12 protein-coding genes are annotated in these 13262 nt (G+C 67.0%); 6 read left to right on the top strand and 6 right to left on the bottom strand.

All coding sequences use genetic code 11. From position 1 onward, the window contains the following. Positions 1–62: 62 nt before the first annotated feature. The 3 genes from mreD to ACVK00_RS13965 form a co-directional block, all read right to left on the bottom strand. Complete coding sequence (mreD, locus tag ACVK00_RS13975) at positions 63–575, bottom strand: rod shape-determining protein MreD (RefSeq protein WP_006755847.1); 513 nt, start codon at positions 573–575, stop codon at positions 63–65. Then, positions 572–1657: a rod shape-determining protein MreC gene (gene mreC / locus ACVK00_RS13970; RefSeq protein ID WP_354122883.1), complete on the bottom strand. Its 1086-nt coding sequence runs from the start codon at positions 1655–1657 to the stop codon at positions 572–574. Before mreC ends, mreD begins: the two co-directional genes overlap by 4 nt. 139 nt (positions 1658–1796) lie before the next feature. After that, positions 1797–2840, bottom strand: a complete 1044-nt coding sequence (locus tag ACVK00_RS13965) for a rod shape-determining protein (protein ID WP_004189550.1) — start codon at positions 2838–2840, stop codon at positions 1797–1799. 367 nt (positions 2841–3207) lie between these two features. On the opposite strand from ACVK00_RS13965, the gene gatC reads away from it, so the two are divergent. The 5 genes from gatC (at position 3208) to ACVK00_RS13940 (ending at position 8331) form a co-directional block, all read left to right on the top strand. Continuing rightward, the gene (gatC, locus tag ACVK00_RS13960) at positions 3208–3507 is read left to right on the top strand and encodes an Asp-tRNA(Asn)/Glu-tRNA(Gln) amidotransferase subunit GatC (protein WP_006477478.1); all 300 of its coding nucleotides are present in this window, start codon (positions 3208–3210) and stop codon (positions 3505–3507) included. Positions 3508–3573: 66 nt separating this feature from the next. Continuing rightward, positions 3574–5064, top strand: coding sequence for an Asp-tRNA(Asn)/Glu-tRNA(Gln) amidotransferase subunit GatA (gene gatA / locus ACVK00_RS13955; protein WP_175665899.1), 1491 nt, complete (start codon positions 3574–3576; stop codon positions 5062–5064). 4 nt (positions 5065–5068) lie between these two features. Then, entirely contained in the window at positions 5069–6541 is a 1473-nt protein-coding gene (gene gatB, locus ACVK00_RS13950; protein ID WP_175730627.1) for an Asp-tRNA(Asn)/Glu-tRNA(Gln) amidotransferase subunit GatB, read from the top strand. 126 nt (positions 6542–6667) lie between these two features. Then, positions 6668–7507 carry a polyphosphate kinase 2 family protein gene (locus ACVK00_RS13945; protein ID WP_284900016.1) on the top strand — a complete coding sequence of 280 codons (840 nt, stop codon included), beginning with the start codon at positions 6668–6670 and terminating at the stop codon, positions 7505–7507. Positions 7508–7557: 50 nt separating this feature from the next. After that, positions 7558–8331 carry an exodeoxyribonuclease III gene (locus ACVK00_RS13940; protein WP_228906213.1) on the top strand — a complete coding sequence of 258 codons (774 nt, stop codon included), beginning with the start codon at positions 7558–7560 and terminating at the stop codon, positions 8329–8331. A 111-nt stretch (positions 8332–8442) separates the two neighbouring features. On the opposite strand, the gene ACVK00_RS13935 is transcribed toward ACVK00_RS13940, so the two are convergent. Further along, positions 8443–9495 (bottom strand): NAD(P)-dependent alcohol dehydrogenase, encoded by a 1053-nt coding sequence (locus ACVK00_RS13935; protein WP_006755229.1) that lies wholly within the window; start codon positions 9493–9495, stop codon positions 8443–8445. Between the two features lie 228 nt (positions 9496–9723). Here ACVK00_RS13935 and ACVK00_RS13930 point away from each other — a divergent pair, with 228 nt between their 5' ends. Beyond that, positions 9724–10668 (top strand): AraC family transcriptional regulator, encoded by a 945-nt coding sequence (locus ACVK00_RS13930; RefSeq protein WP_284900019.1) that lies wholly within the window; start codon positions 9724–9726, stop codon positions 10666–10668. 51 nt (positions 10669–10719) lie between these two features. Here ACVK00_RS13930 and ACVK00_RS13925 read toward each other — a convergent pair whose 3' ends face one another. Together ACVK00_RS13925 and ACVK00_RS13920 are read right to left on the bottom strand one after the other, a co-directional pair. Next, positions 10720–11766 carry a M48 family metallopeptidase gene (locus ACVK00_RS13925; protein ID WP_228906208.1) on the bottom strand — a complete coding sequence of 349 codons (1047 nt, stop codon included), beginning with the start codon at positions 11764–11766 and terminating at the stop codon, positions 10720–10722. Further along, positions 11756–13177: an AmpG family muropeptide MFS transporter gene (locus tag ACVK00_RS13920; protein WP_228906206.1), complete on the bottom strand. Its 1422-nt coding sequence runs from the start codon at positions 13175–13177 to the stop codon at positions 11756–11758. The genes ACVK00_RS13925 and ACVK00_RS13920 overlap by 11 nt, the downstream gene beginning before the upstream one ends. Between the last annotated feature and the right edge of the window lie 85 nt (positions 13178–13262).

Here is a 13262-nt window from a genome sequence, read left to right as displayed (position 1 = left end):
CCGGAGCGCGGTGCGCGGCGGGTGTGGGGGCGGTGGGTGTTCAAGGTCGGTCCCGGTGCGGCTCAGATGGGGCGCGTATCGTCCGGGTCGACCGGGCGGCGTTGCGGCATCAGCAGCAGGTGGCTCGCGATCGGCCACAGCGCGGCCTCGACGAAGCCGTCCACCAGATAGCGCCAGCCGGGAAACGCGGCGCCCATCACGAGGCGGATCACAAACGGCACCAGCTGCGCGACGACGAGCAGCGGCGTGACATACAGTACCTGCACGCCGATCGGCATCCACAGCACGCGGCGGTGGATCGTGATCGCGCCGTACGACAGCAGCGTATAGGCGAGCGCGTGCTCGCCGAGCAGCCCTGCGTCGTGCACGTCCATCAGGATGCCGAGCACGAACGCGACGCCCATCCCGACCTTGCGCGGCTGGTGGATGTTCCAGAACAGCAGCACGAGCGCGACGAAATCGGGCACGCCGGGCAGGCGGCCCCACGGCATCAGGTTCAGCAGGAACGCGGCGGCGAGGCTGAAGACGATGAAGTACGGGTTGACCGGCTGCAGGATGTATTGCGGACGGTTCATCGCTGGGCTCCTGGTTGCCCGGCCGCGGGCTTCGCGGGCGCAGCAGCGGGCTGGGCCGGAGCGGCGGGGGCCGCCGGCGCGGGTTTCGCGCCGGGTGCGGCCGCGGCGGCCGGCTTCGCGTTCGCGTCGGCCTTCTCGGCTTTCTCGGCTTTCTCGGCTTTCTCGCCCTTCGCGGCGGCCTTCGCGCCCTTCTTGCCCTTCGCGTTCTTGTCGGCGGCCGGCTCGAGCTCGGCCGGACGCGGCGGGACGTCGTTCTGGTAATGCAGCACGAGCATCTGGCGCGCGCCGCGCACGGCAGCGACCGGTGCGCAGGTCACGCGGGCGAACGCGGTATCGGCGAGCTTGTCGACGCGCACGACCTTCGCGACCGGCAGGCCCGGCGGATAGACGCCGTCGAGGCCGCTCGTGACGAGCTCGTCGCCCGCGACGAGGTCCGAACTCGTCGGCACGAAGCGCAGATCGAGCGAATCGCCCTTCGGCGTGCCATAGATCACGCTGCGCAGGCCGGTGCGCAGCACCTGCACGGGAATCGCGAGATCGCGGTCGGTGATCAGCGTGACTTCGGCCTGCAGCGGGAACACGCGCGTGACCTGACCGACCACGCCGTCCTCGCTGACGACCGGCGAGCCGTTCTGGATGCCTTGCTGCGAACCCTGGCCGATCACGATCTTCTGCGTGAACGGGTCGCTCGTGTCGTACTGGATCTCGACCGGGGTCGACTGCGTCGCGATGTGCTGGCGCAGCTCGAGCACCGCGCGCAGATGCATGTTTTCCTGCGCGAGCACGGCGGCTTGATTGGCTTGCGTGGACAGTTGCAGGTTGCGCTTGCGCAGCGCGTCGTTGTCGTGGCGCAGCGACGCGCCCGTGACGGCGATGTCGGCCGCGCCCATGAAGAGGTCGCGCGGCACGAGCGCCGCGCGCTGCAGCGGGTACAGCACGGTGCCGAGCACGCCGCGGACGATTTCGAGCGTGCTGAAGCGCGCGTCCGACACGAGGAGCGCGATGGCGAGGGCGACGAAGAAGATGAGCCGCGCGAGCGCGGGCGGACCTTGCTTGAAGAGGGGCGGCGGACTGTATTCCATGGTCGGCGCCGGGCGCGTGGTGATCGGTTAAATAATGCTCAGACGCGCAAACGGCGTGGCGGTTCGTTCTGAACGAGCGATCCGGCCACGCCGCGAGTGCGTCATATCAAACGGGACTGCTTAGGCGATCACTCGGCGATCACTCGTACGAGAAGATGCTGCCCAGCTTGTCCATGCGCTCGAGCGCCATGCCCGAGCCGCGCACGACGCAGGTGAGCGGGTCTTCGGCGACGAGCACCGGCAGGCCGGTTTCTTCCGCGAGCAGGCGATCGAGATCGCGCAGCAGCGCGCCGCCGCCCGTCAGCATCATCCCGCGCTCGGCGATGTCGGCGCCGAGTTCCGGCGGCGTCTGCTCGAGGGCGATCTTCACCGACGACACGATCTGGTTCAGCGGATCGGTCAGTGCTTCGAGGATTTCGTTGCTCGAGATCGTGAAGCTGCGCGGAATGCCTTCCGACAGGTTGCGGCCCTTCACTTCCATTTCCTTGACTTCGGAGCCCGGGAACGCGGAGCCGATTTCCTTCTTGATCGCCTCGGCGGTTTGCTCGCCGATCAGCATCCCGTAATTGCGGCGGATGTAGTTGACGATCGCTTCGTCGAACTTGTCGCCGCCGACGCGCACCGAGCCCTTGTACACGATGCCGCCGAGCGAGATCACGCCGACTTCGGTCGTGCCGCCGCCGATGTCGACGACCATCGAGCCGGTGGCTTCCGACACCGGCAGGCCCGCGCCGATCGCGGCCGCCATCGGCTCCTCGATCAGGTAGACCTGCGATGCGCCGGCGCCGTGCGCCGCTTCCTTGATCGCGCGGCGCTCGACCTGGGTCGAGCCGCACGGCACGCAGATGATGATGCGCGGCGAAGGCGAGAACATGCGCGACTCGTGCGCCGTCTTGATGAACTGCTTGATCATCTGCTCGGTGACGGTGAAGTCGGCGATCACGCCGTCCTTCATCGGGCGGATCGCCTCGATGTTGCCCGGCACCTTGCCGAGCATCTGCTTGGCTTCCTTGCCGACCGCCTGGATCGTTTTCTTGCCGTTGGGGCCGCCTTCCTGGCGAATCGACACGACGGAGGGCTCATCGAGCACGATGCCCTTGCCGCGCATGTAGATCAGGGTGTTTGCGGTGCCGAGGTCGATCGCGAGATCGTTGGAGAAGTAGCTGCGCAAAAAACCGAACATTCAGAATCCTGTTTCGCTCTGGGCCGGCCCTGCATAGCGAGCGCTGAGGGCGGCAGCGGAAAAAATAACAGCCTCGGGAAGCGTGGCGGAAGCGGCCGCCGCGGCGCACGAAGCTGCGAGTGATGTCTACCGGGGATCGCACGAAGCACGCACGGCTTGCCGAAACGAGGCGAAACGGTGCGGGAAAAGGCTGCCGGGTTTGGGTCGAACGCGTAATGATACCTTATAATTTCACGGTATTTGAATCGAAACGGGCGGTATTTTTGCCGCTTCGGCCCCGATTTTTGAGGGTGGGATCGCACCCTCCAACCCCCCGCCGCGGCGCTGCTTTTGATGCGCCGCGCAGCCTTGTTTTTCCGGTGATCGCATGGCCCTGACCCTGACCGATGTGAAACGCATCGCGCACCTGGCGCGACTCGAAATGGCCGACGCCGACGCCGAGCACATGCTCGGCCAGCTCAATGAATTCTTCGGCCTCGTCGAACAGATGCAGGCGGTCGACACCGCCGGCATCGCGCCGCTCGCCCACCCGATCGAACAGATCCAGGAAGTCGCGCAGCGCCTGCGCGACGACGCCGTGACGGAAGTCGTCAATCGCGACGACAACCAGCGTCCGGCGCCGGCCGTCCAGGACGGCCTCTATCTGGTGCCGAAGGTGATCGAGTAAGCATTCGATGACAAGCGCGCCGGCGCCGCGCCGCGCGCCACCCAGAATTCCCAGGAAAACCACTCAATGCACGCAAAAAGCCTGACCGAACTGCGCGCCGCGCTCGCCGCCAAGGAATGCTCGGCCGTCGAGCTCGCGCAGCTCTACCTGAAACGGATCGACGCGGCACGCGACCTGAACGCGTTTGTCCACGTCGACGCCGACCTCACCCTTGCGCAGGCGAAGGCCGCCGACGCCGAACTCGCGCGCGGCGCGGGCGGCGCGCTGACCGGCCTGCCGATCGCGCACAAGGACGTGTTCGTCACGCGCGGCTGGCGCTCGACCGCCGGCTCGAAGATGCTCGCGAACTACGAGAGCCCGTTCGACGCGACCGTCGTCGCCCGCCTGCAGGCGGCCGGCATGGTCACGCTCGGCAAGACCAACATGGACGAGTTCGCGATGGGCTCGTCGAACGAGAACTCCGCGTTCGGCGCGGTGAAGAACCCGTGGGATACCAACGCGGTGCCGGGCGGCAGCTCGGGCGGCAGCTCGGCCGCCGTCGCCGCGCGCCTCGCGCCGGCCGCGACCGGCACCGACACCGGCGGCTCGATCCGCCAGCCCGCGTCGTTCGCGGGCGTGACGGGCATCAAGCCGACCTACGGCCGCGTGTCGCGCTACGGGATGATCGCGTTCGCGTCGTCGCTCGACCAGGGCGGCCCGATGGCGCAGAGCGCGTCCGACTGCGCGCTGCTGCTGAACGCGATGTCCGGCTTCGACGAGCGCGACTCGACGAGCCTCGAGCGTGAAGACGAGGATTTCACGCGCCACCTCGGCCAGCCGTGGGCGGCCGGCAACGATGCGGGTAAGCCGCTTGCCGGGCTGCGCATCGGTCTGCCGAACGAGTATTTCGGCGACGGCCTCGCCGACGACGTGCGTGCGTCGATCGACGCGGCGCTCAAGCAGTACGAGGCGCTCGGCGCGACGCTCGTGCCCGTGTCGCTGCCGAAAACCGAATTGTCGATCCCCGTGTACTACGTGATCGCGCCGGCCGAGGCGTCGTCGAACCTGTCGCGTTTCGACGGCGTGCGCTTCGGCCACCGCGCCGCGCAGTATGGCGACCTGCTCGACATGTACAAGAAGTCGCGCGCCGAAGGCTTCGGCCCCGAGGTGAAGCGCCGGATTCTCGTCGGCGCTTACGTGCTGTCGCACGGCTACTACGACGCGTACTACCTGCAGGCGCAGAAGATCCGCCGCATCATCGCGCAGGATTTCCAGGAAGCGTTCAAGTCCTGTGACGTGATCATGGGCCCGGCCTCGCCGACGGTCGCATGGGATCTCGGCTCGAAGGGCGACGATCCGGTGCAGATGTATCTCGCGGATATCTACACGCTGTCGGTGAGCCTCGCCGGCCTGCCCGGCATGAGCGTGCCGTGCGGCTTCGGCGCGGGCGCGAACGCGAAGCGCCCGGTCGGTCTGCAGATCATCGGCAACTATTTCAACGAAGCCCGGATGCTGCAGGTCGCCGACGCGTTCCAGCGCGCGACCGACTGGCACAAGCAAGTTCCGGCGGGGGTGTAAGCATATGACTCAATGGGAAGTCGTCATCGGTCTCGAGACGCACGCGCAACTGTCGACCGTCTCGAAGATTTTCTCCGGCGCGCCGACGCAATTCGGCGCCGAGCCGAACACGCAGGCGTGCCCGGTCGATCTGGCGCTGCCGGGCGTGCTGCCGGTGCTGAACCGCGGCGCGGTCGAGCGCGCGATCCGCTTCGGCCTCGCGATCGGCTCGACCATCGCGCCGCGCAGCATCTTCGCGCGCAAGAATTATTTCTACCCCGATCTGCCGAAGGGCTATCAGATCAGCCAGTACGAGATTCCGGTCGTGCAGGGCGGCCAGATCACGATCCAGGTGCCGGCCAACGAAAAGGCCGGCAAGCAAGCGTACGAGAAGACGGTCAACCTGACCCGCGCGCACCTCGAGGAAGATGCGGGCAAGTCGCTGCATGAAGACTTCGCCGGCATGACCGGGATCGACCTGAACCGCGCGGGCACGCCGCTGCTCGAGATCGTCACCGAGCCGGAAATGCGCAGCGCGGCCGAGGCGGTCGCGTATGCGAAGTCGCTGCACGCGCTCGTCGTGTGGCTCGGCATCTGCGACGGCAACATGCAGGAAGGCTCGTTCCGCTGCGACGCGAACGTGTCGGTGCGACCGGTCGGCCAGGAAAAGTTCGGCACGCGCGCGGAAATCAAGAACCTGAACTCGTTCCGGTTCCTTGAAGAAGCGATCAACTACGAAGTGCGTCGCCAGATCGAGCTGATCGAGGACGGCGGCGAAGTCGTGCAGGAAACGCGCCTCTACGATCCGGACAAGCGCGAGACGCGTTCGATGCGCAGCAAGGAGGACGCGCACGACTACCGCTACTTCCCCGACCCCGACCTGATGCCGCTCGTGATCGGCCAGGACTGGATCGAGCGCGTGCAGGCCGGGATGCCCGAACTGCCGGCCGCGATGCAGCAGCGCTTCGTCGAGCAATATGGCGTGTCCGCGTACGACGCCGGCGTGCTGACGTCGAGCAAGGCGATGGCCGCGTACTTCGAGGCCGTGGTCGCGAAGGCCGGCGCGGCGAACGCGAAGATCGCCGCGAACTGGCTGATGGGCGACGTGTCGTCGCAGTTGAACCGCGACGGCATCGAGATCGACGCGATTCCGGTCTCGGCAGCGCAGCTCGCGCTGGTGCTGCAACGCATCGCCGACGGCACGATCTCGAACAAGATCGCGAAGGAAATCTTCTCGGCGATCTGGGACGAGAAGGCGACCGACGAAGCCGCGGCCGACCGCATCATCGACGCGAAGGGCCTGAAGCAGATCTCCGACACCGGCGCGCTGGAAGCGATCATCGACGAGGTGCTCGCGGCGAACGCGAAGTCGGTCGAGGAATTCCGCGCGGGCAAGGAAAAGGCGTTCAACGCGCTGATCGGCCAGGCGATGAAGGCGACCAAGGGCAAGGCCAATCCGCAGCAGGTCAACGAACTGCTGAAGAAGAAGCTCGGCTGAACATGGTCGCGCGTCTGAACCGCGCCTGACGACGGGCCGCCGCCGAACCTGTTCGGGGCGGCCCGTCGCTTTGGTGCATGCGTTATCGTGTGCGCGTGTGCATCGCACCGTCCAACGGAGGAACGAATGGCGAAACAACCGTCGCTCGACGATTTCCGCGTGCCGTACAGCACGCGTGACAAGGAAGCTGCCGCATTCAAGCTCGATGCGTTCGATCCGGCTGCGAAGCCGTTCTCGGCGGGGTCGAAGGATGCCGACCGCGAACGGCTCACCGCCGTGTCGACGGAGCTCGACGTGCAGCAGGAGCGCCTGCACACGCAGCAGAAGAAGCGCGTGCTGCTCGTGCTGCAGGGGATGGACACCAGCGGCAAGGACGGTACCGTGCGCGCGGTGTTTCGCGACGTCGATCCGCTCGGCCTGCGCATCGTGCCGTTCAAGGCGCCGACGCCGATCGAGGCCGCGCACGATTTCCTGTGGCGCGTGCACGCGCAGGTGCCGGCCGCGGGCGAACTCGCGATCTTCAACCGCAGCCACTACGAGGACGTACTCGTGCCGCGCGTGCTCGAGCTCATCAGCGACAAGGAATGCGAGCGCCGCTACCGGCAGATCCGCGATTTCGAGATGATGCTCGCGGAGAACGGCACGACGATCGTCAAGTGCTTCCTGCACATCTCGAAGGACGAGCAGCGCGAGCGGCTGCAGGCGCGCATCGACGATCCGACCAAGCACTGGAAATTCGACATCTCCGATCTCGACGCGCGCAAGCACTGGGATGCATACCAGTCGGCGTACCGCGACGCGCTCGCCGCGACGTCGGCCGAGCATGCGCCGTGGTACGTGATCCCGGCGAACTCGAAAACCCATCGCAACGTGATGATCGCCGAGCTGCTGCTGCGCGCGATGACCGACATGAAGCTCGAATTCCCGCCGCCGAAGCCGGAGCTCGAAGGCGTGAAGATCCGCTAGGCTGCGATCCTGTCAAACACATCGAACTGAACTGAACAACGGAACCCGACATGATGCGAGTGATTACCGCCAACCTGAACGGCATCCGCTCCGCCGCGAAGAAGGGCTTTTTCGAATGGCTCGGCGAACAGAACGCCGACTGCGTGTGCGTGCAGGAAATCAAGGTATCGGCCGACGACCTGCCGGCCGACTTCGTCGAGCCGCATGGCTTCAGGAGCTATTTCCACCACGCCGAGAAGAAGGGCTACAGCGGCGCGGGCGTGTACAGCCGCCACGAGCCCGATGACGTGATCATCGGCTTCGGCAGCAGCGAATTCGATGCCGAGGGGCGCTATGTCGAGGCGCGCTACGGCAAGCTGTCGGTCGTGTCGGTGTACGTGCCGTCCGGCTCGAGCGGCGAAGAGCGTCAGCAGGCGAAGTACCGCTTCATGGACGAGTTCATGCCGCATCTCGCCGAGCTGAAGAGCAAGCGCGAGGTGATCCTGTGCGGCGACGTGAACATCGTCCACAAGGAAATCGACATCAAGAACTGGAAGAGCAACCAGAAGAACTCGGGCTGCCTGCCGGAAGAGCGCGCGTGGCTCACGCAGCTGTTCGACGATGTCGGCTATGTCGACGTATTCCGCACGCTCGACCCGCGCCCCGAGCAGTACACGTGGTGGAGCAACCGCGGCCAGGCGTACGCGAAGAACGTCGGGTGGCGGATCGATTACCAGATCGCGACGCCGGGCGTGGCCGGCACCGCGAAGCGCACGTCGATCTTCAAGGACATCAAGTTCAGCGATCACGCGCCGCTGACGGTCGATTACGACTACAAGAAGTGATCGTCGGCGCTACGCGATGCGCGTAGCGGCCCGGCCAACCGGTTGCAGGATGCAAAACGGGCCGCATGTCGAACATGCGGCCCGTTTCGCTTGGGGGCGTCGCTTACTGCCTTACTGCTTGAGCGACGCCATGTCCACCACGAACCGATACTTCACGTCGCTCTTGAGCATCCGCTCGTAAGCGGCATTGATCTGCTGCATCGGAATCGTTTCGATGTCCGACGTGATGCCGTGCTCCGCGCAGAAGTCGAGCATTTCCTGCGTTTCCGCGATCCCGCCGATCAGCGAGCCCGCGAGGCGGCGGCGCTTGAAGATCAGGTTGAACACCTGCGGCGACGGGTGGTCGTGCTCCGGCGCGCCGACGAGCGTCATCGTGCCGTCGCGCTTCAGCAGGTGCAGGAACGGGTTCAGGTCGTGCTGCGCGGCCACCGTGTTCAGGATGAAGTCGAAGCTGTTCAGGTGCGCGTTCATCTGCGCTTCGTCCTTCGAGATCACCACTTCGTGCGCGCCGAGCCGCTTGCCGTCCTCGATCTTCGACGGCGAGGTCGTGAACAGCACGACATGCGCACCCATCGCGCGCGCGAGCTTCACGCCCATGTGGCCGAGCCCGCCGAGGCCGACGATCCCGACTTTCTTGCCGGGCCCGACATTCCACTGGCGCAGCGGCGAGTAGGTCGTGATCCCCGCGCACAGCAGCGGCGCGGCGCCGGCCGGGTCCAGCGTCTCGGGCACGCGCAGCACGAACGCCTCGTCGACGACGAGCTGGGTCGAATAGCCGCCGTACGTGATGTCGCCCGTCACGCGGTCCTGGCCGTTGTAGGTGCCGACGAAACCGTTCTCGCAATACTGTTCGAGGCCTTCCGCGCAGCTCGGGCAGGTGCGGCACGAATCGACGAGACAGCCGACGCCGACCAGCTCGCCGACCTTGAAGCGCGACACCTGCGGGCCGGTCGCGGTCACGCGGCCGACGATTTCATGGCCCGGCACGACCGGGTAGATCGTGTTGCGCCATTCGTTGCGGGCCTGGTGCAGGTCCGAGTGGCAGACGCCGCAGTACAGCACCTCGATCTGGACGTCGAGGTCGCGCAGCGCGCGGCGCTGGAATTCGAACGGGGCGAGCGGCGATTGCGCATCGGTCGCCGCGTAAGCGTAGGTTGTGCTCATGCAGGGGGCTCCTTGTCCGGGAAAACATCCGGCGAAACAGACTGCCGCCGCACCATGTGGCGACGCGGCGAGACAGGTGCCCATCGTACGGAGCGAGCCGCCGCGGCGAAATACACGAAGGTCTCGAAGATTTGCCCATTCCTCTCGAATTTCGCGCGAACGGCCGTCAAAATGCTTTCAAAGTGCTACATTGCAAGCCAGATTCTCTTGCCGGACAGGACGACGCCGATGAGCTTCCAGCCCCTTTTCGACGATATGGGCGACCGTGTGCGGCGCCGCATGATCGAGCTGCATTCGAGCCTGGCGCCGAACGAGGGCGATACGCTGGCGGCGCTCGACGGCGTGCGCTTCATCCGCGTGAGCCGTCCCGTGCCGCGCATGCCGGTGCTGTACGAGCCGAGCATCATCGTCGTGTGCCAGGGCCGCAAGCTCGGCTATCTCGGCGACCGCTCGTTCGTCTACGACGCGCAGCAGTATCTCGTGCTGTCGGTGCCGCTGCCGTTCGAATGCGAAACCTTCGCGAGCATGGACGAGCCGTTTCTCGCGATCTCGATCCGCGTCGATCTCGCGGTGATCGCCGAACTCGCGATCCTGCTCGACGAGACGCTCGGTGCGGCGGTCAGCGAGCCGCACGGCGTCTATTCGACGCCGCTCGATGCGCCGCTCGCCGACGCGGTGGTGCGGCTCCTCGAAGCGCTCGCGTCGCCGCACGACACGTGCGTGCTCGGGCCGGCGATCATGCGCGAGATCGCGTACCGCGTGCTGACCGGTGCACAGGGCGACGCGATTCGCGCGGCGCTCGCCCAGCAGCATCATTTCGGCCGCGTCGCGAAGGCGCTGCGGCGCATCCATGCGGACCTGAAGGCCGATCTCGATGTCGAAACGCTCGCGCGCGAGGCCGGGATGAGCCTCGCGGTGTTCCACGCGCAGTTCAAGCACGTGACGGCGACGTCGCCGATGCAGTATGTGAAGGCCGCGCGCCTGCACCAGGCGCGCTTGATGATGGTGCAGGACGGCGTCGGCGCGGGTGCCGCCGCCGCGCGGGTCGGCTATGCGAGCGCGTCGCAGTTCAGCCGCGAGTTCAAGCGGCTGTTCGGCCGCAGCCCCGGTGACGAAGTGCGCTGGATGCGCGAGAGCGGCAGCCGGCCGGTCGAATCGGACGTCGGCGCGTAGCGTCGCGTCACGCGCCGGCAATGCCCGAGGGAAAGCCGCGGCCTGCGACGCTCAGCGCCGCACGATCTTGCGCCGCTGCGCGCTGATGCCCGCATAGTCGGGCAGCGTGTCGACGCGCTTGCCCGTCGCCTTCGCATACAGCGGCATCAGGTCCTGCAGGCGGTTCAGCAGATCCTGCCGCCGCGTCGCGCCGTACGGGTGCATGTAGATGAAACCCGACGTCTTGTTCGCGCGCGTCGCCGCCGCGAGCTTGTCCCACAGCGTGATCGCCGCGCGCGGATCGAAGCCCGCGCGGGCGGCGATGTCGCCGCCGATCACGTCGGCTTCGGTCTCGTCGGTCGGGTCGTAGCGCAGCGTCTGCAGACGTGCGCCGAGGTTCAGCGCCTGCGGCAGTGGATCGCCGACGCCGAACAGTGGCGGCAGCGAGGCCGCGCGCAGTGACGTTTGCGACGCCGTGCTGAGATTGCTGCGCGCGTGTTCGCGCAGCGCATGGGCGATGCCGTGCGCGATCAGCACGCCGAGTTCGTCGTCGTTCAGGCGGACGCGATCGAGCATCCCGCCGTACACGAGCACCTTGCCGCCCGGCAGGCACGCGATGCGGATGTCACGCGAGCGGATCACGTTGACGTCCCACGCCCAGTTCTTCACGCGATCGTTCCACTTCACCGAATACGGCGCCAGCTTCAGTACGATCGCGCGCAGGCGTTTCACGCGCGGCTGGTTCGCGGGCAGCAGGCGGTCGCTGTCGGCGGCCGCTTGCACGATCTGCGCGTATTCGCTCGCGGTCACCTGTTCGAGCAGCGGCGACGGGATCAGCGTGCGGAACGCGATCGCATTGCCGTAGCGGACCTGCTGCGACGTCGGCGTATAGGCTTTCGTCGGCACGGCCGCGCCGCTCGGCTGCGCGGCTTCGGCGGCAGACGGCGCACCAATGGCCGCCGGCGTGGACGGCGCAGCCGCCGCGGTGGCGGGCGCGGAGCCGGCCGCGGCTGCACCGGCGTCGGTCGCATGCACGCTTGCCGCCGCACCGAGCGCCGCGACGCCGGCGCTCAGTGCGGCGGCGACGCGTGCGGCGCGAAGCAGGCGATCATTGCGCACGGCTCGCCTCGCCGTTGCGCGCGACACCGTTCCACGGCGCGATCTTGAACAGCAGCAGCATGCCGGGGATCGCGAGCGCGGTGCACACGATGAAGTAGTCGAACCAGCCGATCTTCGCGACGATGAAGCCGCTCGCGGCCGAGGCGAGCGTGCGCGGCACGGACGCGAGGCTCGTGAACAGCGCGAACTGCGTGGCCGTGTAGCGCGGGTCGGTCGTGCTTGCGATGTACGCGACGAACGCGGCCATCGTCAGGCCGGTGGTGAAAGTTTCGACGCCGTAGACGATCGCGAGCGCGACCGTCATCGGGCTGAACTGCGGCGTGACGACGATGCCGAACACCGACAGCGCCGACGCGATCGCATGGCTCGTCGATACCGTGAAGTCGTACAGCATGGCCAGCACGGGCGAGCCGGGGCCGAGCTGCGCGAGCCACGCGAAGCCGAGGGTCGACACCATCTGCAGCGCGCCGAAGATCCACAGCCCGCGGCCGATCCCGATCTTCACGAGCCACACGCCGCCGATGATGCCGCCGGCGACGCTCGCGACGAGCGCGGTGGTTTTGGCGACGATGCCGATCTCGGTGCGCGTGAAGCCGATGTCGAGGAAGAACGACGTCGACAGCGTGGTCGCCATCGTGTCGCCGATCTTGAACAGGAAGATGAACGCGATGACCAGCAGCGCGCCGGTCCAGCCGTCGCGCTGGATGAATTCGCGGAACGGCAGCACGATCGCGTCGCGCAGGTTGCGCGGCGGCGTGCCGACCACTTCGGGTTCGCGCACGACGAGCGTCATCAGGATGCCCGGCAGCATGAATGCGCCGGTGATCGCGAACACGGCGTCCCACGGCATGTGGTCGGACAGGATCAGCGCCAGCGAGCCGGGAATCAGCGCGGCGAGCTTGTAGGCGTTCACGTGCACCGCGTTGCCGAGGCCCTGCTCGGTGTCGCGCAGCAGTTCGCGGCGGTACGCGTCGATCACGATGTCGGCGCTCGCGCCGAAGAACGCGACGAGCGTGGTGAGCGCGGCGACCGTCCAGATCGAGTCGCGCGGCGACACGAAGCCGAGCGTGGCGATCGCGCCCGCGACCAGCAGCTGCGTGAGGAGCAGCCAGCCGCGCCGGCGGCCCGGCCGCCAGCCGGGCAGGCGCGGGATGTAGCGGTCCATCAGCGGCGCCCACAGGAACTTCCACGTATACGGGAACTGGATCAGCGCGAACAGGCCGATTTCCTTCAGGTTCACGCCTTCGGAGCGCAGCCATGCCTGCACGAGGTAGACGAGCGTGAACAGGGGCAGACCGGACGTGAATCCGAGGAACACGCAGATCAGCATGTGCGTGTTCAGATAGGCACGCCAGCCGGGGTGATCCTCGTGAGCGGTGAGCGCGGGCGCCTCGTGTGGCGTTTTGGACATGGAATGGAACTGGGTAGCGTTGACTGATTGCGGCGGCAGCGCAGGCGGCGGCGCGGGTAGCGCAGCGGCGCGGCCGCACGTGCGT

This window comes from Burkholderia sp. PvR073 (assembly GCF_054055695.1).
This window is presented reverse-complemented; position numbering and strand designations above follow the sequence as displayed.